Raw genomic sequence first — 24,041 nt, forward strand, 5'->3', positions numbered from 1 at the left:
CCTAGCTAAATCGGGCAGCGCACGGCGTCAATTGGGCCGGGACGAACGATTGAGAACCAAAAGGCCAATCGCCAGAACGGCAAAGCCCAGAAAGGCATTTGGGGGCAGGGACTCTTCGCGCAGTAATGCACCCAGAACAATAGCGACCGGAGGTATGACAAGTGTGACCAGCATCAGATTGCCACTGCCGGCCATTGCCAAAACCCGGTAGTAAAGCAGATATGCGCCGGCCGTTGCGACAATCGCATAGTACCCGATGGCCACCCAGGTTATTGCGGGTAACGCCAAGCTGGGTACTCCATCAACTGCTAGTGTTATTGGCAATACCAGCACTGTCGAAGCCGTCAGCATACCGGCGGCGGCAATCACCGGGGGAAGGTGCGATAAAGTCTGCCTCGCCCAAGCCGCGGCACATGCGTAGGAAACTGTTCCGGCCAACACTGCAAGCTGAGCGGTGCTTTGCAGGCTGAAACTCAAGAAGTTCAGCACTCCAATCGCGATTGAGACACCAAGAAAGCCCAGGCAGACACCCAGTAGCCGGGTTTTTGTCAATCGCTCGTCGCGAAAAAACAGTGCTGCTATCAAAACGCCGAAGATCGCAGTCGCCGCGTTCAGGATCGCCGTCAGACCCGTGTCAATGTAAAGCTGCCCCCAAGCCATCAGGCTGAAGGGGATGACGTTGTTCAACAGCCCCATGACCAGAAAAGTGCCCCAGATACGGGGCGCGCGCGGCACCTTGATCCGCCTGATCCAAGTTACCAGCCACAAAACCAGCATGGCCCAGAATGTGCGATGCAAAACCGAGGTCATCACGGGAAGCGTGTCCAGAGCGACCCGGATGGAAACAAAGGAGGCGCCCCAGATCAGTCCAAGGAGCAAAAGCTCGGCCCAGGCGCGGAGAGAGAGGTGTTTTTGTTCGTTCATGCGGGCACTGTTTCATTGATGTTAACCAACGGCGACCCGGTTCATGCGAATAAGCCCCGCAGAAACTGCGGGGCTTTACAGTTACATAAGATTACTCAGATCAGTTCAGAGCGTATGTGATCTGGAAACCAACGCTCCAGGCGCTGTTGCCTGTGAACGTACCACGTGCCGCGGGACCAGCACCATTCGCGGTGGCATCCCCGATGTCGGTATAACGAACACCGCCCGAGATTTTTGCCTTCTCAAGCGAATACGTGCCACCCAGACCGATGCTCCAGAACCCATCTGTCGGACCGAGGTTCGAAACCGGCGTACCTTGGGAAGTTTCGTAGCCCAGTGTCACAGCACCAGAAAACTCTTCCGAGAACTGATAACCCAAACCCAGCGAGTAGGTGAACGTGGCGTCGTCATAGTCAACCAGGTTGCTGGTCGGCGGATAGTTTGGCGGATTATACACAAGTTGTGGCCAGTCGACCCAACGGATCGAGCCAAACAACAATGTCTTGGGCGCCACGCCCGTTTGAAAATCCAGATTCACAGACTGCGGTGTTTCAATCTCACTCGAAGTGTTTACAGGCAATCCTCCAGTCAAAGCACTGGATTCTGTCTGTGAAAGATCGTGGCTGATCTTGGAGTTATAGGTCAGAGATACGCGCGCGGCGATCTCAGGTTTTTCCCAGGCGACGCCCACGACATACCCGAATGCGGTATCTGCGTCAGTATTCACCTGATAGCCTGCGGTAATGGGAACAGTAATCGAAGCCTCGACGCGCTGCGCGCGAATACCGCCGATCGCACTGAATCCACCGTCGAATTTGTACCGTAGCAAAGCGGTAATCGCATCAGTGTCAGCAGTTGCCTGCAACACGCGGGGGTCTGTAGGATTAACCGGGTTGATCGAAAGCGGGTAGGCGGCCGCATATTGAATATCGGCACCGTATGGTTGATCATAGATCAGTGCGAAATCAAGCTTTTCGGTAAGCGCCGTTTTGAACCCAAGGTGCGGTGTAAAAAAGGCGTTCGCAACTTCACCTGAACTAATGGGTTGGCCGCCGTTTGTACCAAAAATGTCTGGCATCGTGCCGGTCACGCTTGGGTCGGTATACCCCAACCGAAACTGAACTGCAGAGCCTTCTTCAAAGATCAGGTTGATACCCTGACCGCTGCGGTCCAGACCGCCTGCAAAACCAGCCGTTGCTCCAACGCACAATGCGCACGTTGCGAGTAGTGTTGTTTTCATTCTGTCCTCCCGAACTTTTTTCGAGTATTTGCCTGGCGAAGAATTGAGTGAGTCCAGCGCTTACCCGTGTGTAATGCGCGATACTTTCTTTTCAGTTAGTTTAAGGTCAACTGGTGACGGTGCGTTACTTGTTGCCACTACAGTTCTGAACTGTTGCCAAACTGTTACGATTTTCGGACCAGATGTTCAGGAAAATGCCAGTAAAGATGACGGCAGCGCCGATCAGTACCCAATGGTCGATGGGTTCATGATAGAGGAGCATCCCGATTACTGCGATTGTCGGAAGACGTGCAAAATCAAAGGGAATGACCACGGTTGCCGGGGCTATGGATAGGGCATTGGTAATACAGAAATGCGCCAGCAAACCCGCCAGCCCAACCAAAATCAGATAGGGAGCGGTCTGCATTGTCGGAAGCGCAATCTGACCATCGATGCCAGCGGCTGTGGCCCCAAGGACTGCTTGCATTGTAGTCAGCCAGAAAACAATACACCCAATGCTGGCAAATCGCGTGAGCTTCTTGGTGGTAATCGTTGTAAACGCAAAGAATACTGCGGATGCGGCGGCTGTCATAAGGCCGGGGCTCAAAGGGGCAGCGCCGGGGCGCGTGACGATCAGAACGCCCGAAAACCCGATAAGCGCCGCTATCAACCTGAGCGGCGTCAACCGTTCGTTCAGAAACAGCGGCGAGAGCAGGATTACCCAAAGCGGCTGTGTGAACTCCAGCGCGAATACCTGCGCCAAGGGAGCCACTGCCACGGCGTAGAACCAGAGATTTTGCCCCGTGAAATGTAAGGTGTTTCGTAAGGCGTGCAATCCCAGCCGTTCCGTCGAAACTTGCTGCCAGTTGCGAGTCACAGTCAGGACAGTTGCAACAACAACGAACCCAACGATGCTGCGATACATCATGATTTCAAAGGTATCATGCGCAGAACTCAGTTCACGCCCTGCAACCGCCATGGAAGAGAATGAGGCGATCGCGCCGGTCATCCATAGACCGGCCTTGATTACGTCTTTCTGCGCATGGCTCATTTCGAGCGTCCCTCAGGTTCGTCGCGGGGCCGCGCTGCCAAAAGACCGCAAAGCCAAGCGCTTATGATAAGCAGACTAGGTTCGTCCGGCTATTCAAACGCCGAAGGTGCGCCAGTTTCAAGGTCGTATAGTTGACTGCCCGGTACAAAGGCTTGAACGAGTAGGGCGTTTTGCCGCTCAATCAGTTAAGTTTTACGCAGACACCCGCCGGTCATTCCCACTCGATGGTGCCGGGGGGTTTCGATGTGATGTCATAGGTACACCGGTTGATGCCTTTGACTTCGTTGATGATCCGCGTTGCCGTTTCGCCCAGGAATTCATGGCTGAACGGGTAGTAGTCCGCGGTCATGCCATCGACAGATGTTACGGCCCGCAGCGCGCAGGCGTAGTCATAGGTGCGCCCGTCGCCCATGACACCTACGGTCCGCACTGGCAAGATGGCAACAAAAGCCTGCCAGATGTCGTCATAGAGGCCGTGTTTACGGATCTGGTCGATAAAGATCGCATCAGCTTCACGCAAGATGCCCAGTTTTTCGCGGGTGATTTCACCGGGGCAGCGGATTGCCAGACCAGGGCCGGGAAAAGGGTGACGTCCGATGAAGCTCTGTGGAAGGCCAAGTTCGCGGCCAAGCGCGCGAACCTCATCCTTGAACAGCTCTCGCAGGGGCTCGACCAGCTTCAGGCCCATCTTTTCCGGCAAGCCACCGACATTGTGGTGCGATTTGATGGTTACAGAAGGCCCGCCCGAAAATGACACCGATTCGATTACATCCGGATAAAGCGTCCCTTGCGCCAGGAACTCGGCCCCTTCAATGGTGTCAGCGTGTTTTTGGAAGACGTCGATGAACAGCTTACCGATGATCTTGCGCTTGGTTTCCGGGTCGCTTTGCCCTTCAAGCTCGCCAAGGAACAGTTCGGATTCGTCCGCGTGGATCAACTGGATGTTGTAGTTGTCGCGGAACATGCCGACGACTTCTGTCGCCTCGTTCTTGCGCAACAGCCCGTGGTCGACGAAGACGCAGGTCAACTGGTTCCCAATCGCCTCGTGGATCAGGATCGCCGCGACCGAGCTGTCAACACCGCCCGACAAACCGCAGATGACCTTCTTGTCGCCAACCTGCTCGCGGATCTTGCGGATCATTTCTTCGCGATAGGCCCCCATGGTCCAGTCGCCCTTGAAACCGGCCAGCTTGACGAAGTTCGCATACAGCTTCGCGCCCTTGGGCGTGTGGTGCACCTCGGGGTGGAATTGCACGGCATAGAAGTGACGCGACGGATCGGCTGTGATCGCAAAGGGCGCGTTAGGCGATGTGCCGAAGACCTGAAACCCCGGTGCGATTTCACTGACGTGGTCGCCGTGGCTCATCCAGACCTGTTCATCCCCGTCGTCAAACCAGCCGTTCAGAATTGCCAGTTTGTCTTTTGGCGTGACAAAAGCCCGACCAAACTCGGCCGTGCCATGGCCGCTTTCGACCTTGCCGCCAAGCTGGTGCATCATCACTTGCTGGCCATAACAGATGCCCAGAATCGGCACGCCATAGTCAAAAATCTCTTGCGGAGCACGGGGCGAGCCCTCGCGCGTCACACTGTCCGGCCCGCCCGAGAAGATCACCGCGCGCGGGGCCATTTCCCGCACGAAATCCATCGTGACATTCTGGTAAGGGTGAATTTCGCAATAGACATTCAGCTCACGCAGGCGGCGGGCAATAAGCTGCGTAACCTGGCTGCCGAAGTCGATGATCAGAAGGCGGTCGTGGGATGTCTGGGTCATGTCAGCGCCTTAGGGCAAGCCCGCACATTTCGCAAGAGCGAGGTCCGATTCCAGCGCGGGAATCAAAAAAGATCACTGCAATGATTTTTGACACGAGGGTTTCCACCGGTGGCTCCGTCGGCGCACATGGACAGGGCAGAAGGGTACGCTTTCCAATTCCAGATTTCACCCTTGGCGGCCGGTTCGCCGGATTGCCGCGCGGCAATGTCGCTTTTCCCCCCAACGTGCCGCAATCCCTATGCTTGCGCCCCGGCAAACCTGTATCAAACGCTCAATCTAACCAACAACACGGGATCTTCTCATGACCGAGGCAAACACCCGGCGCAGGGCGAGAGGTGGCGGTGGCGCTGCCCGCCGTGCCGAGCGGACTGCAGTTCGTATCGAGACCGCGAAATACATCGAACGCAACATTCCGAACTTTGAAATCCTCAACGAAGAGGCACTGGAGATCATTGAAAACAACGCGGAAACCGTGTTGGAAGAGATCGGTGTTAACTTTGTTGATAACCCTGCCGCTCTGGAACGCTGGCGCGACGCGGGTGCGGACATCGACGGTGAACGCGTGCGCATTCCGCGCGGCCTTGCTCGTGAGCTGATTAAAACAGCGCCCAGCGAGTTCACCCAACATGCCCGCAACCCCGAGAAGTCGGTCGTGATTGGTGGCCGGAACATGGTTCTGGCCCCGGTTTACGGCCCTCCTTTCGTGCGCGATGCACAAGGCGGCCGTCGTTACGCGACGATGGACGACTTCAACAAGTTCGTGAAACTTGCCTATATGTCCAAGTGGCTGCACCATTCGGGCGGTACGGTGTGTGAACCGACCGACATTCCGGTGAACAAGCGCCATCTGGATATGCTGAAGGCGCATATGACTCTGTCGGACAAGCCTTTCATGGGCTCGGTGACCGATCCCAGCCGGGCGCAGGATTCGGTTGAAATGTGCGAAATCCTGTTCGGTAAGGAATTCGTCCAGCAAAACACGGTGATGACGTCGCTGACCAACATAAACTCGCCGATGACATTCGACGATGTGATGATGGGCTCGCTGGAAGTCTATGCCCGCAACAATCAGGCCTGCATCATCTCGCCCTTTATTGTGGGCGGTGCGATGGCGCCGGTCTCGGTGGCCGGTACTTTGACCCAGGTTCTGGCCGAGGTTCTTGCCGGTGTGGCGTACAGCCAGATCGTCCGTCCTGGTGCTCCCGCGATCTTTGGGGCATTCGTGACCTCGATCGACATGAATTCTGGCGCGCCGACCTTCGGTACGCCGGAAGCTTCGCATATCACCTATGGCGCGGGTCAGCTGGCGCGGCGTCTGAACTTGCCGTATCGGTCCGCAGGGTCGTTCTGCGGCTCGAAACTTCCGGATGCGCAGGCGGCTTATGAGACAGCGAACTCGCTTAACATGGGTCTGTTGGCTGGCGTGAACTTCATGCTGCATGCCTGCGGCTGGCTGGAAGGTGGCCTGGTGGCCGACTTCGAGAAATTTGTTATGGATGCCGACCAGTTGGGCGTTTTGCATTCGTTGGCCAAGGGCGTGGCCTATGATGACAACGCGCAGGCCATGGATGCGATCCGGGAAGTTGGCCCCGGCGGGCACTATCTAGGATGCGCCCACACGCAGGCGAACTTCAAGGAATCGTTCTGGAAGTCCGATCTGCTGGACTACAAGCCATATGAAACCTGGCAGGAAGAAGGTGCGCGTGATACGCGGGCTCTAGCCTCTGTGCGGGTTGAACACCTGCTGGCGAATTATCAGCAACCGCATATGGAGCCGGATACAGCCGCAGCGCTGGAAGCCTATATCGCCGAGAAAAAGGCCTCCATGCCGGATGCGTTTTCCTAATTATTGAAGGACCGGGGCGCGGTTGGCTTGATACAGCCGCGCCTCACCCAACAGCGCGATAAGAATGTCGAGATGCCGGACCAGAGAGTATGCGGCATCATCTTCTTTGCGCAGTTCATTCACCTCTTTTTCCATCTCCATCAGTCGCAGTAGGGCCTGACCTGAACCCGGCAATGACCCGTATCCCAGAATACGTTGCAAATGCCTGTCCCGGTTGTACTCTCTCGCTCCGAAATTGGCGGCTCTTGCCAACATGCGTGGGCGGTGAAGCGTTGAGATCATTGTCATCAGGTCCTGCATCTTACGTGTCCTGTGTCTGAAGGTTTACCGGACTATTTAATGCACAACCTAAGCGGTTGTTGCCTGCGTGACAGCCTCTCCGAACGATGGTTTCACGACTGTTTATCTTTTTGAATCAAATCTGGTTCGTGCCTTGTGCGGTTAACGAACGAGTAACGAATGGACCTCTAGTTAGATTTGGTTAACCCGCTATCCGAGGGCGAAAAGTGACATTTTGTTTTGTCGACGAGGGCAAATAATCATGGAAAACAACATGGCTTTCACCATTCCGGCATGGGTTCCAGAGGGGGCGCAAAGATACCTTGCTCATACCGAAACCGGACGCTCGATCCGCGATATCGCGAGATCGGCAGGTTGCCATGCGTCAACCATCCTCCGGCAAATCCGGCGTATCGAGATGCGCCGTGACGATCCTTTGGTGGATGCGGCGTTGCAGTCGCTGGCAGAAACACATTTTTCCATGCCCGACGACGCAGGCGACTCGGTCGTGATCGCGGATGAAGCTGCCCAGGAAGAGGCGTTCGAAAGAGAGGCATTGCGCATTCTGCGCCGCCTGAGCGAGACAGGTTCGGTTCTTGCCGTGGCTGAAGAAATGGACAAAGCGGTAGTCGTTCGTGACACCGGCAACGCCGGAGCGACCAGAACCGCGGTCGTCGATTGCGAGATCGCTCAGGCTCTGGCCTTAAAGGACTGGATTTCCTGCGATAACCCCGGTCGCATTTCACGGTACAGAATTTCTGCGGCTGGCCGAACGGCACTGAGCCACCTGATCGCAAAAGCGGAAAACAAGGCGCGGGTGGGGACCGAAGTCGGATTTGCCGAAGCTCAGTCGTTGTTTCAGGCAAAAACATCGGGTGGGGCGACTGACCGGATCAGGCGCATTCGCTATAGCGCCACGGAAAGCCCGTTGGTTGCCCTTGCACGCAGACGCGACCGCGATGGCAAGCCTTTTCTGGATGAATCGCTTGTCAGCGCAGGAGAGCGGTTGCGCGAAGATTTCGAGTTGGCGCAGATTGGTCCTCAGGTTTCACAGAACTGGGAGCGGTTTCTAACGGCTGGTGGCCGCAGCAGTTATGACAGTGAAAGCCACGGAGGAAAGGGATCATCGGATGCGCGGGACCGCGTGGCGCGGGCCCTGTCTGACCTTGGCCCCGGACTAAGTGATGTTGCCCTGCGGTGTTGTTGCTATCTCGAAGGGTTGGAACTGGCGGAAAAACGCATGGGTTGGTCGGCACGATCCGGAAAGATTGTTCTGCGGATCGCGTTACAACGGCTGAAACGTCACTATCGGGATCAGGCTGAACGCGACCGCATGATTGGCTGAAGGTACAAAAAAAGGCCCGTTAAAACGGGCCTTTTTTCGTCTTGTTATTACTCAAGCCAGTTCGGGTTCTACCATCGCCTGAAGATGTTTCATCAGGTTTTCGGGCGAAGACACGCCATAGGGATCTTCGGGGCAGTTATCCATCAGGCCAGGTTCTTCGAACCAGGCTTCGACAACACCGTCGTTTACGATGGCAGCATAGCGCCATGACCGCATGCCAAAGCCCAGATTGTCCTTGTCAACCAACATACCCATTTTACGGGTGAACTCGCCCGATCCATCCGGAATGACCTTGACGTTGGTCAGGCCCTGATCTTGCGCCCATTTGTTCATCACAAAGCTGTCGTTGACAGACATGCAGTAGATTTCATCGACACCCTGGGCAATGAAATCGCCATATCCGTTTTCAAAGCCGGGCAGTTGATATGTCGAACAGGTGGGCGTGAACGCGCCGGGCAATGAGAACAGGATCACGCGTTTTCCGGCAAAATAGTCAGCGGTGGTCTTGTCTTCCCAAAGGAATGGGTTTGGTCCTTCGATTGAGTCATCGCGGACACGGGTGTGAAAGGTCACGTTGGGCAGTATTGCGCCGGATTTCATGTTCAAGCTCCTGTGATTCACCTGTGATTTTGCCGTGACTTAAAACAGTTCTAAACTGCCTTCAATCGACGATATGCCGCATTTTGAATTAATAACCTCTTCTCATTACTCATTGAAAACATGCGGTGAAACGGATTTTTACAATCTCGTTTTCGCTCATGCGCGGCGGCGTTGCATAGCGGCTATGCGCCGCTGGTGTAACACTGCACATCTGTTTATGTTATGAGCGACAAGATTGACCTAAAGTCAGGAATATTGCCCGTGCGAGATCTGAAGATCCCCGAACAGCGCCATCCGGAAAAAGCGCACCGCCCGGATAATGCGCAGCCCAAGAAACCGAACTGGATCAGGGTCAAGGCACCCGGCGGCAAAGGTTATGCAGATACGCGCCGGATCATGCGCGACAATAATCTGGTCACAGTCTGCGAAGAGGCGGGATGCCCCAATGTCGGCGAATGCTGGAGCCAGGGCCACGCCACCATGATGATCATGGGCGAGATCTGTACCCGTGGCTGCACATTCTGCAATATCGCTACTGGCCGCCCAGACGACCTTGACGCCTTTGAACCCGGCCGGGTGGCACATGCGGTCGAAAAACTTGGCCTGAACCATGTGGTTATCACCTCCGTTGATCGGGATGATCTGAGTGATGGCGGTGCCGAGCATTTTGCTCAGACCATCCGCGCGGTGCGGCACCGCTCTCCCAAAACCACGATCGAGATTCTGACGCCCGATTTTCTGAAATGCGATGCTGACGTTCTGGAAATTGTGGTTCAGGCAAAGCCGGACGTCTTCAATCATAATCTGGAAACCGTACCGGGTTTGTACCCCGAAGTTCGCCCCGGCGCGCGGTACTTCCATTCACTGCGTCTTTTGCAGCGGGTGAAAGAACTTGATCCGTCGATCTTTACCAAGTCTGGCATCATGGTTGGGCTTGGCGAAAACGAACAGCAGGTGCGTCAGGTCATGGATGACATGCGCGCGGCGGATATCGATTTTCTGACGATTGGCCAGTATCTGCAACCAACACCGAAACACCACGGTGTTGATCGTTTCGTAACACCCGACGAGTTCGCGTCATACGAAAAGGCAGCTTACGGCAAAGGCTTTCTGATGGTATCTGCGTCGCCGTTGACCCGGTCTTCCTATCACGCTGGTGATGATTTTGCCCGGCTGCGCGCGGCGCGTCTAGAAAAGCTGCAACACGCGTGACACCGGATCAGATCGCGCGACTGACATGTCTGCGCCACGAGCTGCATCAACAGCCTGAACTTTCGGGACAGGAAAAGAATACCGCAGCACGGTTGGCTGAACTTCTGCGTGACGCAGGCGCTGACCATGTCCTGACCGGAATAGGTGGGCACGGGATTGCCGCCGTTTTCGAAAGTGGCCAACCTGGTCCCACCCTGGGCATTCGCTGCGAACTGGATGGGTTGCCGATCCAGGAGTTGGCGGACCATTCCTATGTATCACAGGTCGCGGGCAAAGGTCATTTATGCGGCCACGACGGGCATATGACAATGGTTCTGGGCGTAGCAGACGGGTTGAAACATCACCGCCCCAAGAAGGGCCGCGTCGTATTGATCTTCCAGCCAGCAGAAGAGACCGGCCATGGTGCAATCGCTTTCCGGGCTGATCCCCAGTTCGCCGGGGTTGCGCCCGACCTCGTGCTGTCTTTGCACAACTTACCAGGATTGGAGTTGGGCAGGGTCGAAATTTGTGACGGTCCTTCTAACTGTGCCTCACGCGGGATGCAGATTGTTTTGACTGGAAAGACGTCGCATGCCGCTGCTCCGCAAGATGGGGTGTCACCTGCCAGTGCGCTGGCAAGTCTGATGCCGGCTTTGACCGCGTTAGGTGGCGGAGGGGATCTGAATGACGACTACGCATTGACCACCGTCACACATGCCACGTTGGGTGAGCGCACGGTCGGAGTAGCACCGGGGCAGGCCGAGCTGTGGGTGACGCTTCGCACAGTCACGGACGCGCGAATGGCGCAGCTGATCAGCGACGCTGAATCGTTGGTCCACGAAACGGCCAAAGCCGAAGGGCTGGCGGTCGAAATCAGTTATGACGAAGTGTTTGAGGCTTGTGCCAATCACCCGGAAGCAGTTTCGATCCTGTCCAAGGCCTGCACGGAGCAGGGCGTTTTTTGCAGATTGGTCGATCAGCCACAGCGGTTTTCAGAAGATTTCGGCCAGTTTGGAAAAAGCGCGAAAACCGCCATGTTCTGGTTGGGGTCGGGAAGTGACCAACCCCAGTTGCACAACCCGGACTATGATTTCCCGGATGCGCTTATTCCGATTGGGACCGGGATATTTCTGAGGGCCATCGAAGCTGTGTTAGGCCGCGACTGCTAGGACCGAGGCTTTCAATTCATCAGATCGCCAACGATTCCAACAGCTTCTATTACAGTCTTCGTATCATCTGATATCGAGATTATTTCGTCGTCGACCCGAATATACCGTTGCCCCGGCTTCAGCGGTTTGAGCTTCCAGTTGTCGAGGTCGTCAACATAGTCAAAACGCAGGTCGTCCGGTAATTTCTGACCTCGGGTGTATCGTTTGATTTGACCGGGCGGAACAGCCTTGCCGTTTGACTTAATGGATTTCTCTACTTTGGTTTTGTTGGCACCTTGTCCTTTGCCCTTGTTGTCTTTTGCATATGACGCGCTTGCAAGGGAGACGATCACCAAAAAGACGCCCGCTATCGAGATAAGACGCTTCATCAAAAATCCTCCTGTGACTACCTGAAAGGTAAAGCAACGAGGCGATGGTTGTCCATTGATATTCTAAATAATGAATTTTTAATCGGGTCTGAGTACGAGGCCGGAAAAGGCCCGCTCGGGCTATTCGTCCGTAAAGCGGACTTTGCCAATATAGGGCAGGTTGCGATTGCGTTGAGCATAGTCAATTCCATAACCCACGACAAATTCGTCGGGTATCTCAAAACCGATCCAGTCTGATCGAAAATCCACTTCGCGGCGGCTCGGCTTGTCCAGCAAGGCAATGGATTTCAGGCGCGCGGGGTTACGGCTTTGCAGCAACTTGGTGACATGGTTCAACGTATGGCCTGTGTCAACGATATCCTCGACAACCAGCACGTCGCGCCCTTCAATTGCGCCGCGTAAGTCTTTGAGAATGCGAACTTCCCTGCTGCTTTCCATCGCGTCTCCGTAAGAAGATGCTTCAAGGAAATCCACCTCGATCGGAAGGTCAAGTTCGCGCACAAGGTCGGCGATGAAAACAAAGCTGCCGCGCAGCAGACCCACGACCACCAGCTTGTCTGTTTCTTTGAACTCTGCCGAAATGTCGCGACACAGCTCCTCGATTCGAGCGGCGATGGCCTTTGCCGAGATCATCTCATCTATCACATATGCGCGGTCAGTCATCGCAGCCCCCTTGATCTTTGGCGCGCAACATACGACATGACGCGCCATTGTCACCTGCAAATACCGGACCTCATGCCTATCCATTCGGAAACCCGCCACCTGCCGTATACAGCCCAGCAGATGTACGACCTGGTTGCCGATGTGGCCAAGTACCCCCAATTTCTGCCGTGGTGCGCTGCTGCCCGCATTCGCAAGACCTATGCGATGGAAGAGGCTGAGGTGATGGAGGCCGATCTGATCATCTCGTTCAAGGTTTTCCGGGAACGATTTGGCAGCAAGGTAACCCTGTTTGCGGATCAAAAGAAAATCGACACCGAATACCTGGACGGCCCCTTCAAATACATGAAATCCGACTGGCAGTTCGAGGACGCGCCTGATGGGGGCTGCAACGTCTCGTTCCATGTGGATTTCGAATTCAAGAACGCCATCCTGCAAGGGATTATCGGTGTGGTTTTCAACGAAGCCATGCATCGGATCGTGCGCGCGTTCGAGGCGCGCGCGCAAGAACTCTACAGCTAGGTCTTTACCCTTGTCAGGCGCACGCTAGACTACGCGTATGACGGAATTTACAGTATCATTGGCCGCTTTTGCGGCAGGGCCGATTTCTACGTCGTCTCAGGCGCGAATCGTCACATCGCTATCTGTTCTTGACTGGGTCGCTGTGGGCCGGGCAGGCGCGCGCGAACCCGTCTCAACCACGGTTCGCGACATGATACTTTCCGAGGGCGGGAACCCTCAGTCGCATCTCTTTGGCGGCGGCCCGGCGCCGCTACGTGGTGCGGCGTTGGTGAATGGCACGGTGTCTCACGCGCTGGATTACGATGACACGCATTTCGCCCATATCGGGCATCCTTCCGTCGCCATTTTGCCTGCAGCCCTTGCGGTGGCCGAATGGGATGACCGTATTCTTGTCGACTTTCTCGAAGCCGCTTTGGTGGGTATGGAAACCTCAATCCGAATTGGCTTGTGGCTGGGGCGCGGTCACTATCAGGCAGGGTTTCACCAGACGGCGACATCCGGTGCCTTTGGGGCGGCAGTCGCTGTTGGCCGTTTGCTGGGTTTTGACGCAAACCAGATGCGAATGGTTCTGGGTCTGACGGCGACGCGTGCGGCGGGGCTGAAGGCGCAGTTCGGAACCATGGGCAAGCCGTATAACGCCGGACTTGCCGCTTCAGCAGGGGTCGAGACGGCCTTGCTGGTACAGCGCGGTTTTCAGGCCAACGCCGACGCGCTGGAGGGTCCTTATGGATTTGGGGCAACGCATCAAGGTGCAGCGGATCAAACTGCTCTGGATGGGTTGGGCGATGAATGGCTGTTTGAAACGGTCAGCCACAAGTTTCACGCCTGTTGCCACGGTCTTCACGCCGCGCTGGAAGCCGCGCGGGAGTTGGACATAGCGGAGCCAGAGGTCGCCGAGATCCAGATTAAGACTCATCCGCGCTGGATGAGTGTGTGCAATCAACTGTCACCGACAACCGGACTGGGGGCCAAGTTTTCCTATCGGACAGTGATCGCGATGCAGGCGCTGGGATATGATACGGCTTTGCCAGGTAGTTTCACCGACAAGGTCTGCGTCGACCCGCGTATAACGTCTTTGCGCGACCGCATCACGGTCGAGGCAGATGACAGCCTGTCAGAAACGCAGGCGCATCTGTCCCTGCTGCGTCGCGATGGCATTCGCCGCGAAGCGACGCATGATCTGCTGAACACAGTGTCGTTGTCGGACCGTGAGGATCGCGTGCGCGACAAAGCGACCAAGCTGATCGGTGCGGATGAGGCGGACACGATCTGGTCGATGCTGCGCACTGGGGGACGTGCCCGCGATCTGGCCGAACGTATGGCGGGTTAAGCCACGCACCAGTGCAACGGAAAGCCCGGGTCAAATACAGTCACTGGTCCATCGCCTGTTTCAATCTTTGAGGGATACGAAACGGGCTCACCCTTGGTCAGGGTAATCATATCCTGGTTCACCGGTAAGCGATAGAAACCCGGCCCGTTGAGCGACACGAAGCCTTCCAGCTTTTCCAATGCACCTTCCCGGTCAAACATTTCAGCCACCAGAGACATGGTGTTGGTCGCCGTAAAACAGCCCGCACAGCCACAAGCCATTTCCTTGTTTGCATCCGTGTGCGGGGCACTGTCCGTGCCCAGAAAAAACCGCGCATCGCCCGATGTTGCGGCGGATAGCAGGGCCAGACGGTGTTCCTCGCGCTTGGCAACAGGAAGGCAATAGTAATGCGGTTTGATGCCACCAACTAGGATATGGTTGCGGTTGATAATCAAGTGATGCGCCGTGATCGTTGCACCCAGATCAACCGCGTTGGCTTTGACATAATCCACACCATTGGACGTGGTGATATGTTCCATCACAACACGCAGGCCCGGAGTCGATCTGCGGATCGGATCCAGAACACGGTCGATGAATACGGCTTCGCGGTCAAATATGTCGATCTCGGGATCCGTCACCTCGCCATGCACACACATGGGCAGGCCAATTTCGGCCATCTTCTCAAGCACCGGGCGCACTTTGTCGAAGTCGCGCACACCCGAGGCGGAGTTGGTGGTAGCCCCGGCAGGATACAGCTTGACGGCTTTGATCAGACCGCTGGCATGGGCCGCTGCGACATCTGCGGCATCTGTATCTTCGGTCAGATACAGGGTCATCAACGGCTCGAAAGTCATACCATCGGGCAGAGCCGCCATAATGCGGTCTCGATAGGCGGCGGCCTGATCGCCGCGCACAACCGGCGGTACAAGGTTCGGCATAATGATCGCACGGGCGAAATGGCGCGCGGTTTCGGGCAGGACGGCCTGTAGCATCGCGCCATCGCGCAGATGCAGATGCCAGTCGTCGGGGCGGCGGAGCGTAAGGGTGTCGGTCATGGCCTTCCGCTAGCATAGCTGTTGCGAAAGACCAACTGCGTCCGCGCAAGGCACAAAAAAAATCTTGTCAACCGACCTGAACGTCGTAGCTCTGTCCAAGGTTGAGGCCTTGACGCCCAGACACTTGCATGACCTGTTTATCCCTAAAGCAGAGAGGGGTTCCATGACACAGCCAGATTCCATCGATGCCGTGCAGCAGATGCTGGGTCGTCAGGGCTATGTCTGCGGTCGTGCCCTTGCGACGGTTGTGTTCCTGTCGCTGAAGCTTGGACGCCCGTTGTTTTTGGAAGGCGAAGCAGGGGTTGGAAAGACCGAGATCGCCAAGGCTCTGGCATCCGGGTTGAACCGGCGCCTGATCCGGTTGCAATGCTACGAAGGGCTGGATGCGTCGTCAGCTGTTTACGAATGGAACTTTCCGGCGCAGATGGTCGCGATCCGAACGGCTGAGGCCGCGGGTGGGGCCGACCGGGGCGCGTTGCAGACTGAACTGTTCTCGGACGAATACCTGATCGAACGCCCCTTGTTGCAGGCGATGCGCCCGGACGAAAACGGAGCGCCAGTTCTGCTGATCGACGAATTGGACCGGACCGACGAACCGTTTGAAGCGTTTCTGCTCGAAGCGCTCGGTGACTTTCAGGTCACCATCCCAGAAATTGGCACTGTAAAAGCACCTGAACCACCCATCGTGATTGTCACCTCGAACCGGACGCGGGAAGTGCATGATGCTCTCAAGCGCCGTTGCCTCTATCACTGGGTCGATTACCCCGACTTCGAGCGTGAGATCGAAATCCTGCACGCCCGTGCGCCTGAAGCTGCGGAAGCACTCAGTCGCGAGGTTGTAGCCTTTGTTCAGCGTTTGCGCACCGAGGATCTGTTCAAGAAACCCGGCGTGGCTGAGACCATCGACTGGGCGAAATGCCTGTTGGCGCTGGATGTGATGAACCTCAGCCCCGAGGTGATCGGGGATACGCTGGGTGCAATCCTGAAATATCAGGACGACATTCAAAAACTTCAAGGGTCCGAGGCAAAACGCATCCTCGACGAGGCCAAGGCCACGCTCGAACCGGTCTGATGTTTTATCTTTTTCCAAATACTCCGGGGGTATGGGGGCAGAGCCCCCGTAACGTCTGATGGCCGAACAACTTCCGCTGGATATACCCGACAACCCAAAGCTGGCGCACAACATCACCCATTTTGCCCGCGCGCTCAGAAAGGCTGGGCTGCCGATCGGACCCGGTCGTGTGATCGACGCTATTCGTGCCGTGCAGGCGGCAGGTTTTTCCGAGAAACGGGATTTCTACTGGACCTTACACGCCTGTTTCGTGAACCGCCCGGAACACCGCGTGATTTTTGCGCAAGTCTTCCGAATGTACTGGCGAGACCCGCGTTACATGGAACACATGATGGCGATGATGCTTCCTGCAATTCGCGGCGTTCAGGAGGAGCGCAAGGCCGACGCCGGTGAAAAGCGCGCGGCTGAGGCACTGCTGGACGGGGTTGAGCGTGATTTGCCGGACGCTGCCGGGCAAGAGGAAGGCGAAACCGAGATCGAAATCGACGCGACCCAGACCGCCTCATCCGAGGAACGGCTGCGCAATCTGGACTTCGAGCAGATGAGCACGGCCGAAATCGCGCAGGCCAAGCGCGTATTGGCGCGGATGACACTGCCGGTAAAGCCAATTGAATCACGCCGCGGGCAGACAAGTCATTTGGGGCACCGCATCGACCGTGCCCGCACATTGCGCGCGGCCATGCGGCAAGGGGGTGAGTTGCGCGAAATTGCCAGGCTACAGCCCAAACTACGCTGGCCAAATCTTGTCGCACTTTGCGATATTTCCGGCTCGATGAGCCAGTACAGTCGGATCATCCTGCATTTCCTGCATTCAGTGTCCAACGCCAAGGGAGCGGGTTGGGCCAAGGTCCATGCCTTCACATTCGGCACACGCCTCACCAACATAACGCGCCACCTGCACCAACGGGATGTAGACGCGGCACTTGCCGCAGCAGGGGCCGAGGCGCAGGATTGGGAGGGCGGCACGCGTATCGGAGAGTGCCTGCATCAATTCAATAGGGACTGGTCACGCCGGGTGATGGGGCAGGGGGCGGTTGTTCTGTTGATCACAGACGGGCTCGAGCGGGGTGATCCCGAGCTCCTCAGGAAAGAGATCGAGCGTCTGCACCTGTCCTCAAAACGCCTGATCTGGTTGAATCCCTTGTTGCGTTGGGACGGGTTCGCGCCCAGGGCGCAAGGGGTTGCCGCGATGCTACCGCATGTTGACAGTTTTCGCGCAGGGCATTCGATTGCCTCACTCGAAGACTTGGCCGCAGCGATTTCACAACCCGACGATGAGGGGCAGAAAGCACGGCTGATGGCCGCGCTTTCCGACTAGCAGCTTACGACAGCTGTTCTTCATTGCACTTGCGGGCCATCTCCATGGCTTTGTAAGTGCCTGTCAGATCGACGGTGAAGGCGTAGGATGTCTCGGGAAACACGATCATGACCTTCTTCTTGGCCAGATCATCCGCGAACTGTGGGCTGTCCGACAGAACATAACCACCGGAATAGCCTTTGGTGATGTTACCTTTCATGCCGGTCGCTTCACCCAGATATATGTTGTCGCCCAGCAGGATGGCGACTTCTTGCGTCTCGCCACGTTTGATATCGGTTTCAGCCTTGGTGAAGATGCCGACATATCCCACGCCACGATCTTCGGTCAGGCCCATCTGAACGACGTTTTCCGCATCATCCACCGCCTCGATCAGGCAGGATTTCTTTTCAGTGTCGATGAAGACTTTCCAGCCTTCAACCTCTCCATAGCGTTGGAATGTGTCAGCCCACGCTGCGGTTGAAGTCAAAAGACCAACTGCCGCGCCCAATGCAAGAATACGTTTCAACTGCATGTCTCCGATCTATGATTTGTATGGTATGCAAGCCAGACCTGAAGTCGGTTGCCTGCACAGGCTAGAACTCGGGTCACAAACAATCAATGCTATGATTTGTTGAATATGGCTCGGGCAATGGCGTTGCCTTATGGGGTTCAATATAGACCTTTTGGTAAGCCTGATGCGCTTTTCATCACGCAATTCCCGCTTATGTTGGTGTCATAGGTCATCCGGAGGTTCCGATGGAACGATTCGACAACAGTCCTGAAACGGCGCTTGACTGGCACCGCAGCGGGCGCGGCGCGGCGCTCGCTACAGTTGTCGAAACCTGGGGCAGTGCACCGCGGCGGGTGGGATCCCAATTGGTGATTGGTGGCGATGGTCGGATAGAAGGTTCCGTTTCTGGTGGATGTGTCGAAGGTGCTGTTATCGTCGAGGCGCTTGAAGCCATTGATGAAGGCGAAGCGCGTTTGCTTGAATTCGGGATCAGTGACGACGATGCTTTCGCGGTTGGTTTGGCCTGTGGGGGGACTATACGCATTCTTGTCGAACCCATAGGAGAAGTCCTGCCCGAATCTATGTTGGCGGAACTGGTTGCCGCTCGGGCCGCTCGTGAGCCCGTTGCCTACGAAGTCAATGTCGAGACCGGGCGCAGGGCGTTGCGCCGCAATGCTTATGCCGACAGGCTGCGTATGGATCGGTCAGGGTTCGAAGAGGATGGCCAGACCTTTGTCGCAGTACATAACCCACCGCTGAGGTTGCTGGTCGTTGGGGCGGTTCACATCGCGCAGGCTCTGGTGCCGATGGCGCGGATTGCGGGCTATGATCCAACCATTATCGACCCGCGTGACGCCTTTGCGTCCAGAGCACGTTTTCCCGGTGAAACGATCCTGACGGATTGGCCGGATGAAGCCGTTGCGAAGCTGGGACTGGACGCGCGGACCGCTATTGTCCTGCTGACACATGACCCAAAACTTGACGATCCGGCGCTACAAGCCGCGTTGGCCGCCGATGTGTTCTATATCGGTGCATTGGGGTCAACACGCACCCATGCCAAGCGCATTGAGCGTATGAAAGCGGCGGGTTTTACCGATGCGCAAATCTCAGGCATTCATGGGCCCATTGGCCTGGATATCGGGGCCGCCGGTCCCTCGGAAATCGCGGTTGCGATACTGGCGCAGATCACTGCAGTTCTGCGAGGGAAAGCATGAAATTTGGGCCTGTGCCGGTGTCCCAGGCAGAGGGGGCCATTCTGGCGCATTCGGTTACAGCGGATGGGCGAAAGCTTCGCAAGGGGCTTGAATTGCGCTCGGAACATGTGGCGCAACTGGAAAAGGCTGGTCTAAGCGAGGTCATTGTTGCCCGACTGGATTCCGGCGATTGCCATGAAGATCAGGCGGCACGTAAGCTGGCGTCTGCGCTGGCACCTGATCCGGCATCAGCCAACTTGCGGGTTACCGAGGCATTTACCGGGCGGGTAAACCTTTTGGCCGACGGGCCTGGGGTTGCCGTGCTCGATGTTCGTGCACTTGAATTGTTCAATCTGGTCAATCCAATGATTACCGTTGCGACCGTTCCGCAGTACCAGCAAATGGGTGCGAACGGCATGGTGGCGACCATTAAGGTCATCTCATATGCCGTGCCAGAGGCTGATGTTCAGCGCGCCGCCGGGCTGGCACAAGGAGCTGTGCGTCTGGCGCGGCCTGTTCATCGGACAGCCGGTCTTGTTGTAACGGAAATTCCCGGTGGTCCACCGAACGAAAAGGGGATTGCGGCCATTCGGGGACGGGTCGAGGCATTGGGAATGGAGCTTGCGGAGGTGCAGATTGTTCCGCATCGAACAGATTCCTTGACCAGCGCGATTTCTATGGGGAAAGGCGATCTTCTGATGATATTGACGGGATCGGCCACCTCGGATCCCAACGATGTCGCACCGTCGGCCGTTCGGCTGGCTGGCGGGACGATTGATCGCTTTGGTATGCCGGTTGATCCGGGAAACCTGCTGTTTCTTGGGGACTTGCAGGGCCGACCTGTGATCGGCTTGCCGGGATGCGCGCGCTCTCCGGCGTTGAACGGGGCCGATTGGGTGCTGTCGCGTGTCGCATGCGGGATTGAAACAACAGGTGCAGATATTGCCGGAATGGGGGTTGGCGGATTGTTGAAGGAAATCCCGACCAGACCTCAGCCGCGGGCGAAAAGAAACGACTGACCGCCGCCAAGGTCCGCGATATGGCGTATCACACCGTACTTGCGGCCAATGTATTATTGATATTCTAGGGTTTTCTCATCCTTGGCAATACGCCGGGCCGCCAATACGCGCCGGTGTCCTCCCGGGCTTTTTGAAACTGTTCGACCCTATCCCGTGCGGCGTCTCCTCCTGCATCAAAGAGATGTCCGAGCAGGCATTCCAGAACCGCCATCGCGCCAGAAAAGCTAGAAAACGGATGTAAAGTGCGGGTGCTGACGGGCAGAACGACATCCGGGTTGACGCCGGGTGCAATCACCTCGCTATCCGACAGCAACACAATCTTCATGGCCCGGTCGCGGGCAAAGCGCATCGACTGGATCGTATCTGCGGAATAGGGATGGACGGTGATGGCAAACAAACAATCCTCGGACGTGGCCTCGACCAGGTCATCGACAGCCGAGCCCATGTGTCTTGGTATCAGCTGTAATCCGGGATGGGCCATGCGGCCGGCGTAGTGAAAATAATAGGCCAGCGCATGACTGGACCTTGTGGCGGTCACATAACAACGACGTGCAGACACCATGTATTCAACGGCACGCTTGGCCAATTGCGGCTCCATCAGGCGCAGGGATCGGGACACAACATTCATCTCATTGCGCGCAAATCTGGCCTGTGCGTCATTGAAAGGGTCTTGTCTGGGTGACGTGGTTAACCATTCCTGACCAATCCTGTCTTCACTGTCGGTTGTGAGAGCAAGGCGAAATGGGTGGCGAAAGGCGTCAAAACTGTCGAAACCCATACGCTGCGCCAGTCGAACAAGAACACTGGTGCTGATGCCGATCCGGTCGGCGGTCGCTCGGACCGGGTTCAGGCCGAAATCACCGGGATGGTCGATGATATATTTCGCCGCGACTTGCATCTGCGCTGGCATCTCATCGATCTCGCGTCGAATTTGGCTGGTCAAGGCTGTAAGGGAGGGTGTCATACCAAAAAAGAAACATATGTTTTCTTTTGTGTAAATTGAAAACGTCATCCAGCGACTCAAACTGAAGGCAAAGACTTGGGTGGTGCTATGACATCAAAAACAACTGACAGCTCGGACAGGCCCTACATTCTGGTTGCGCCAAACGGTGCCCGGCGGAACGCGTTGGATCATCCAGCCTTGCCACTCAGGATTGATCAGATCGTCATATCTGCGCGGGATTGCCATGCCGCAGGTGCGGATGGGTTGCATCTTCATATTCGGGATGCAGACGGACGGCATTCACTGGACGCCGGATTGTACCGGGAAACGCTTGCGGAATTGCAGCGCGAGGTTCCAAAAATGGAGCTACAGATCACGACCGAAGCCGTTGGGCGGTTTGACGTGGCATCGCAACTGGACTGTTTGCAAAAGGTGCGACCTGAATGGGCCTCAATCTCGGTGCGTGAAATCGCCCGCGACCTTAACCTTGCACCCAGGGTCTATGCACAATGCGCGGATCAGGGCACACGGGTTCAGCACATTTTGTATGATGCAGAGGACGCACGATTACTGGACCGTTGGCACGTTCAGGGCATCGTACAGGCGGATCAGACAGACCGTTTGCTTGTTCTGGGGCGATACAGGGATGGCCAGAAATCTATGCCATCCGATCTGGGTGCCTTCCCAGAAAGCCCGGCCCGTTGGATGGTGTGCGCCTTTGGTGCGCAAGAACATGCCTGTCTGGCCGAGGCTGCGCGACGCGGTGGTGACGTGCGGGTTGGGTTTGAAAACAGTCTGACCGGGCCGGATGGCAGACCGTGGGCAGATAACGCGGCTTCGGTCGCAGCATTAGTTGAAATGCTTGGAAGGGCAAAGAAATGAGTCATGTTTTCCCACGTCACACGAAATCGGACCTCCCCGTCGCGGTTGGCGGCGATGGCTGTTATCTGATTGATACAGAGGGCAAGCGATACCTGGATTGCGGTGATGCCGCAGTATCATGTCTGGGTCATTCGAATCAGGCCGTGATCCAAGCGGTACAGCAGCAGGTGGAACAGATCGCCTTTGCACATACCGGGTTCATGACATCGGAACCGGCCGAGGCTTTGGCCGAATTGTTGATCCGGCATGCACCGGGGGATCTGGACCGTGTGTATTTTGTTTCGGGCGGGTCCGAAGCGACCGAAGCGGCAATCAAACTGGCGCGCCAATATTTCCTTGAAATCGGACAACCTGAACGCCGTCACGTTATCGCGCGAAAGCAAAGCTATCACGGCAACACTTTGGGGGCTTTGTCCGCAGGGGGTAACGCATGGAGACGGGCACAATTCGCCCCGATGCTGATCGAGATGACCCATATCTCTGCCTGCTACGAATATGCTGAAAAACCGGAAGACGAGAGCAGTTTTGACTACGGCCAGCGTGTGGCGAATGAACTGGAAACCGAAATTCTGCGGCTGGGTCCCGATACGGTCATGGCATTTATGGCCGAACCAGTGGTCGGGGCCACCCTTGGCGCAGTTCCTGCGGTTGAAGGATATTTCAAGCGTATTCGCGAGATTTGCGACCACTATGGTGTGTTGCTGATCTTGGATGAGGTGATGTGCGGTATGGGCCGAACCGGTCACCTGTTTGCCTGCGATCATGACGGCATCGCGCCAGATATTTTGTGTATCGCCAAGGGGTTGGGAGCTGGATATCAACCAATCGGGGCCATGCTGTGCACCGGCAAGATCTATGACGCGATCCGCGACGGATCAGGGTTTTTCCAGCATGGGCACACCTATGTCGGTCATCCGGTCGCCACAGCCGCCGCATTGGCGGTGGTCCGTGAGTTGACCGAACGGGATTTACCTGCGCGTGCCGGGGTCATGGGCAACAAGCTGCAATCCGCCCTTGAGGCAGCATTCGGACAGCACCCGAACGTGGGAGATATCCGTGGTCGTGGGTTGTTCCGAGGTATTGAACTGGTCGTTGACCGTGACACCAAGGAACCTTTTGATCCATCACGCGGCATCGCAGGTAAGGTGAAAAAGGCAGCACTGGCTGAAGGGTTGATTTGCTATCCCATGGCAGGCACGCGGGATGGCCGGAATGGTGATCATGTCCTGCTGGCGCCACCTTTTATCATCGAAGAGGAACAGATAGGCGAACTCGTCAGCAAACTGGAACGCGCCATTTCCGCCGTGCTTTGACATTACCGTGAGCGCACTGTTCGCCCGCAGCTTATTTGTTAGTGTCACGGGAGAAGTATCTGAAAAGGCGAAATCAATGGTGCTGGATATTTGGCGCAGTTTCCGCGCGCTTCCCCTTTGGGTGCAGATCTGGGTGGCCGTAATATTGGTGCCGGTTAATCTGGTTCCGCTTGCTTTCCTGGATCAGCCACAAGGGATGCTCATCGCTGTTCTGGCGATTACCGGTATGGCGCTGAACATACCCATCATGGCGGTTGCGCGTGGGATGAGTGGCGCGATGGCCTTGCCGCACATTCTGTGCTGGGTTCCACTAGTTGTCATTGTCGCGCTATTATTGTTCTCCGATGCGACCCTGAGCGCTGCTTTTGCCAAGTTTCTTTGGGTGCTTCTGATCGTTGACGTAATTTCCCTGCTTTTCGATTTCAGGGATGCGGTCAACTGGTTACGAAGCAGACGCGCGACCTGAACAAAAAAAGCCCCTTCGGCAGCGAAGGGGCTTTGA

24 protein-coding genes are annotated in these 24,041 nt (G+C 56.3%); 13 read left to right on the plus strand and 11 right to left on the minus strand.

What is annotated here, in order from left to right; genetic code table 11:
• Positions 1-27: 27 nt before the first annotated feature.
• The 4 genes from AC2FLU_RS07320 to guaA form a co-directional block, all read right to left on the minus strand.
• Positions 28-924, minus strand: coding sequence for a DMT family transporter (locus AC2FLU_RS07320; RefSeq protein WP_496714418.1), 897 nt, complete (start codon positions 922-924; stop codon positions 28-30).
• 100 nt (positions 925-1,024) lie between these two features.
• Positions 1,025-2,164, minus strand: coding sequence for an OmpP1/FadL family transporter (locus AC2FLU_RS07325; RefSeq protein ID WP_496808558.1), 1,140 nt, complete (start codon positions 2,162-2,164; stop codon positions 1,025-1,027).
• Between the two features lie 124 nt (positions 2,165-2,288).
• On the minus strand, positions 2,289-3,194 hold the full coding sequence (locus tag AC2FLU_RS07330) for a DMT family transporter (protein ID WP_480553352.1): 906 nt from the start codon (positions 3,192-3,194) through the stop codon (positions 2,289-2,291).
• Between the two features lie 211 nt (positions 3,195-3,405).
• Complete coding sequence (gene guaA, locus AC2FLU_RS07335) at positions 3,406-4,965, minus strand: glutamine-hydrolyzing GMP synthase (RefSeq protein ID WP_480553353.1); 1,560 nt, start codon at positions 4,963-4,965, stop codon at positions 3,406-3,408.
• Positions 4,966-5,266: 301 nt separating this feature from the next.
• Here guaA and AC2FLU_RS07340 point away from each other — a divergent pair, with 301 nt between their 5' ends.
• Positions 5,267-6,811 (plus strand): trimethylamine methyltransferase family protein, encoded by a 1,545-nt coding sequence (locus AC2FLU_RS07340; protein WP_480472461.1) that lies wholly within the window; start codon positions 5,267-5,269, stop codon positions 6,809-6,811.
• Here the strand turns inward: AC2FLU_RS07340 and AC2FLU_RS07345 are convergent, their stop codons facing one another.
• Positions 6,812-7,111 carry a DUF6477 family protein gene (locus tag AC2FLU_RS07345; protein WP_480472463.1) on the minus strand — a complete coding sequence of 100 codons (300 nt, stop codon included), beginning with the start codon at positions 7,109-7,111 and terminating at the stop codon, positions 6,812-6,814. It lies immediately after the preceding gene.
• A 241-nt stretch (positions 7,112-7,352) separates the two neighbouring features.
• On the opposite strand from AC2FLU_RS07345, the gene AC2FLU_RS07350 reads away from it, so the two are divergent.
• Positions 7,353-8,435, plus strand: a complete 1,083-nt coding sequence (locus AC2FLU_RS07350; protein WP_480472465.1) for a DUF6456 domain-containing protein — start codon at positions 7,353-7,355, stop codon at positions 8,433-8,435.
• Positions 8,436-8,486: 51 nt separating this feature from the next.
• Here AC2FLU_RS07350 and AC2FLU_RS07355 read toward each other — a convergent pair whose 3' ends face one another.
• Entirely contained in the window at positions 8,487-9,035 is a 549-nt protein-coding gene (locus AC2FLU_RS07355; protein WP_496808556.1) for a peroxiredoxin, read from the minus strand.
• 261 nt (positions 9,036-9,296) lie between these two features.
• Between AC2FLU_RS07355 and lipA the strand changes: the two genes are divergently transcribed.
• Both lipA and AC2FLU_RS07365 read left to right on the plus strand, forming a co-directional pair.
• Entirely contained in the window at positions 9,297-10,247 is a 951-nt protein-coding gene (lipA, locus tag AC2FLU_RS07360; protein ID WP_480472469.1) for a lipoyl synthase, read from the plus strand.
• A complete protein-coding gene (locus AC2FLU_RS07365) occupies positions 10,244-11,395 on the plus strand; it encodes an amidohydrolase (RefSeq protein WP_496808555.1) in 1,152 nt (383 codons plus the stop codon). Before lipA ends, AC2FLU_RS07365 begins: the two co-directional genes overlap by 4 nt.
• Before the next feature lie 11 nt (positions 11,396-11,406).
• Here AC2FLU_RS07365 and AC2FLU_RS07370 read toward each other — a convergent pair whose 3' ends face one another.
• Together AC2FLU_RS07370 and hpt are read right to left on the minus strand one after the other, a co-directional pair.
• On the minus strand, positions 11,407-11,763 hold the full coding sequence (locus AC2FLU_RS07370; protein ID WP_480553359.1) for a hypothetical protein: 357 nt from the start codon (positions 11,761-11,763) through the stop codon (positions 11,407-11,409).
• A 120-nt stretch (positions 11,764-11,883) separates the two neighbouring features.
• The gene (gene hpt / locus AC2FLU_RS07375; RefSeq protein ID WP_480516838.1) at positions 11,884-12,426 is read right to left on the minus strand and encodes a hypoxanthine phosphoribosyltransferase; all 543 of its coding nucleotides are present in this window, start codon (positions 12,424-12,426) and stop codon (positions 11,884-11,886) included.
• 72 nt (positions 12,427-12,498) lie between these two features.
• Here hpt and AC2FLU_RS07380 point away from each other — a divergent pair, with 72 nt between their 5' ends.
• Together AC2FLU_RS07380 and AC2FLU_RS07385 are read left to right on the plus strand one after the other, a co-directional pair.
• A complete protein-coding gene (locus tag AC2FLU_RS07380) occupies positions 12,499-12,945 on the plus strand; it encodes a type II toxin-antitoxin system RatA family toxin (protein WP_480553360.1) in 447 nt (148 codons plus the stop codon).
• A gap of 37 nt (positions 12,946-12,982) precedes the next feature.
• Positions 12,983-14,275, plus strand: coding sequence for an MmgE/PrpD family protein (locus AC2FLU_RS07385; RefSeq protein ID WP_480553361.1), 1,293 nt, complete (start codon positions 12,983-12,985; stop codon positions 14,273-14,275).
• On the opposite strand, the gene pyrC is transcribed toward AC2FLU_RS07385, so the two are convergent.
• On the minus strand, positions 14,272-15,309 hold the full coding sequence (gene pyrC, locus AC2FLU_RS07390; protein WP_496808554.1) for a dihydroorotase: 1,038 nt from the start codon (positions 15,307-15,309) through the stop codon (positions 14,272-14,274). The genes AC2FLU_RS07385 and pyrC overlap by 4 nt on opposite strands.
• A gap of 163 nt (positions 15,310-15,472) precedes the next feature.
• Here pyrC and AC2FLU_RS07395 point away from each other — a divergent pair, with 163 nt between their 5' ends.
• Together AC2FLU_RS07395 and AC2FLU_RS07400 are read left to right on the plus strand one after the other, a co-directional pair.
• Positions 15,473-16,381 (plus strand): AAA family ATPase, encoded by a 909-nt coding sequence (locus AC2FLU_RS07395; protein ID WP_496808553.1) that lies wholly within the window; start codon positions 15,473-15,475, stop codon positions 16,379-16,381.
• A 58-nt stretch (positions 16,382-16,439) separates the two neighbouring features.
• A complete protein-coding gene (locus AC2FLU_RS07400; RefSeq protein WP_496808552.1) occupies positions 16,440-17,699 on the plus strand; it encodes a vWA domain-containing protein in 1,260 nt (419 codons plus the stop codon).
• A gap of 4 nt (positions 17,700-17,703) precedes the next feature.
• On the opposite strand, the gene AC2FLU_RS07405 is transcribed toward AC2FLU_RS07400, so the two are convergent.
• Complete coding sequence (locus AC2FLU_RS07405) at positions 17,704-18,210, minus strand: hypothetical protein (RefSeq protein WP_480472487.1); 507 nt, start codon at positions 18,208-18,210, stop codon at positions 17,704-17,706.
• A gap of 224 nt (positions 18,211-18,434) precedes the next feature.
• Between AC2FLU_RS07405 and AC2FLU_RS07410 the strand changes: the two genes are divergently transcribed.
• Both AC2FLU_RS07410 and AC2FLU_RS07415 read left to right on the plus strand, forming a co-directional pair.
• Positions 18,435-19,403, plus strand: a complete 969-nt coding sequence (locus AC2FLU_RS07410) for an XdhC family protein (RefSeq protein ID WP_480516848.1) — start codon at positions 18,435-18,437, stop codon at positions 19,401-19,403.
• Entirely contained in the window at positions 19,400-20,401 is a 1,002-nt protein-coding gene (locus AC2FLU_RS07415) for a molybdopterin-binding protein (protein WP_480603802.1), read from the plus strand. The genes AC2FLU_RS07410 and AC2FLU_RS07415 overlap by 4 nt, the downstream gene beginning before the upstream one ends.
• 64 nt (positions 20,402-20,465) lie before the next feature.
• On the opposite strand, the gene AC2FLU_RS07420 is transcribed toward AC2FLU_RS07415, so the two are convergent.
• Entirely contained in the window at positions 20,466-21,365 is a 900-nt protein-coding gene (locus AC2FLU_RS07420) for a MurR/RpiR family transcriptional regulator (RefSeq protein ID WP_496811922.1), read from the minus strand.
• Positions 21,366-21,452: 87 nt separating this feature from the next.
• Between AC2FLU_RS07420 and AC2FLU_RS07425 the strand changes: the two genes are divergently transcribed.
• From AC2FLU_RS07425 to AC2FLU_RS07435, 3 genes are all read left to right on the plus strand, one after another.
• On the plus strand, positions 21,453-22,226 hold the full coding sequence (locus AC2FLU_RS07425) for a beta-keto acid cleavage family enzyme (RefSeq protein WP_496808548.1): 774 nt from the start codon (positions 21,453-21,455) through the stop codon (positions 22,224-22,226).
• Positions 22,223-23,539 (plus strand): aspartate aminotransferase family protein, encoded by a 1,317-nt coding sequence (locus AC2FLU_RS07430; protein ID WP_496808547.1) that lies wholly within the window; start codon positions 22,223-22,225, stop codon positions 23,537-23,539. Before AC2FLU_RS07425 ends, AC2FLU_RS07430 begins: the two co-directional genes overlap by 4 nt.
• Positions 23,540-23,615: 76 nt before the next feature.
• Complete coding sequence (locus tag AC2FLU_RS07435; RefSeq protein ID WP_496808546.1) at positions 23,616-24,005, plus strand: hypothetical protein; 390 nt, start codon at positions 23,616-23,618, stop codon at positions 24,003-24,005.
• Positions 24,006-24,041 lie beyond the last annotated feature (36 nt).

The sequence above is a fragment of the Ruegeria sp. SAZD013 genome (genome assembly GCF_059612525.1).

Excerpts from the sequence above, each read along its gene's own strand:
- AC2FLU_RS07405 (WP_480472487.1), bottom strand. The coding sequence starts at position 18,210 with ATGCAGTTGAAACGTATTCTTGCATTGGGCGCGGCAGTTGGTCTTTTG.
- AC2FLU_RS07330 (WP_480553352.1), bottom strand. The coding sequence starts at position 3,194 with ATGAGCCATGCGCAGAAAGACGTAATCAAGGCCGGTCTATGGATGACC.
- AC2FLU_RS07430 (WP_496808547.1), top strand. The coding sequence starts at position 22,223 with ATGAGTCATGTTTTCCCACGTCACACGAAATCGGACCTCCCCGTCGCG.
- AC2FLU_RS07350 (WP_480472465.1), top strand. The coding sequence starts at position 7,353 with ATGGAAAACAACATGGCTTTCACCATTCCGGCATGGGTTCCAGAGGGG.
- AC2FLU_RS07425 (WP_496808548.1), top strand. The coding sequence starts at position 21,453 with ATGACATCAAAAACAACTGACAGCTCGGACAGGCCCTACATTCTGGTT.
- AC2FLU_RS07325 (WP_496808558.1), bottom strand. The coding sequence starts at position 2,164 with ATGAAAACAACACTACTCGCAACGTGCGCATTGTGCGTTGGAGCAACG.
- hpt (WP_480516838.1), bottom strand. The coding sequence starts at position 12,426 with ATGACTGACCGCGCATATGTGATAGATGAGATGATCTCGGCAAAGGCC.
- AC2FLU_RS07355 (WP_496808556.1), bottom strand. The coding sequence starts at position 9,035 with ATGAAATCCGGCGCAATACTGCCCAACGTGACCTTTCACACCCGTGTC.
- AC2FLU_RS07385 (WP_480553361.1), top strand. The coding sequence starts at position 12,983 with ATGACGGAATTTACAGTATCATTGGCCGCTTTTGCGGCAGGGCCGATT.
- AC2FLU_RS07370 (WP_480553359.1), bottom strand. The coding sequence starts at position 11,763 with ATGAAGCGTCTTATCTCGATAGCGGGCGTCTTTTTGGTGATCGTCTCC.
- AC2FLU_RS07340 (WP_480472461.1), top strand. The coding sequence starts at position 5,267 with ATGACCGAGGCAAACACCCGGCGCAGGGCGAGAGGTGGCGGTGGCGCT.
- AC2FLU_RS07320 (WP_496714418.1), bottom strand. The coding sequence starts at position 924 with ATGAACGAACAAAAACACCTCTCTCTCCGCGCCTGGGCCGAGCTTTTG.
- AC2FLU_RS07420 (WP_496811922.1), bottom strand. The coding sequence starts at position 21,365 with ATGACACCCTCCCTTACAGCCTTGACCAGCCAAATTCGACGCGAGATC.
- AC2FLU_RS07435 (WP_496808546.1), top strand. The coding sequence starts at position 23,616 with ATGGTGCTGGATATTTGGCGCAGTTTCCGCGCGCTTCCCCTTTGGGTG.
- AC2FLU_RS07400 (WP_496808552.1), top strand. The coding sequence starts at position 16,440 with ATGGCCGAACAACTTCCGCTGGATATACCCGACAACCCAAAGCTGGCG.
- AC2FLU_RS07415 (WP_480603802.1), top strand. The coding sequence starts at position 19,400 with ATGAAATTTGGGCCTGTGCCGGTGTCCCAGGCAGAGGGGGCCATTCTG.
- AC2FLU_RS07380 (WP_480553360.1), top strand. The coding sequence starts at position 12,499 with ATGCCTATCCATTCGGAAACCCGCCACCTGCCGTATACAGCCCAGCAG.
- guaA (WP_480553353.1), bottom strand. The coding sequence starts at position 4,965 with ATGACCCAGACATCCCACGACCGCCTTCTGATCATCGACTTCGGCAGC.
- pyrC (WP_496808554.1), bottom strand. The coding sequence starts at position 15,309 with ATGACCGACACCCTTACGCTCCGCCGCCCCGACGACTGGCATCTGCAT.
- AC2FLU_RS07345 (WP_480472463.1), bottom strand. The coding sequence starts at position 7,111 with ATGCAGGACCTGATGACAATGATCTCAACGCTTCACCGCCCACGCATG.
- AC2FLU_RS07410 (WP_480516848.1), top strand. The coding sequence starts at position 18,435 with ATGGAACGATTCGACAACAGTCCTGAAACGGCGCTTGACTGGCACCGC.
- AC2FLU_RS07395 (WP_496808553.1), top strand. The coding sequence starts at position 15,473 with ATGACACAGCCAGATTCCATCGATGCCGTGCAGCAGATGCTGGGTCGT.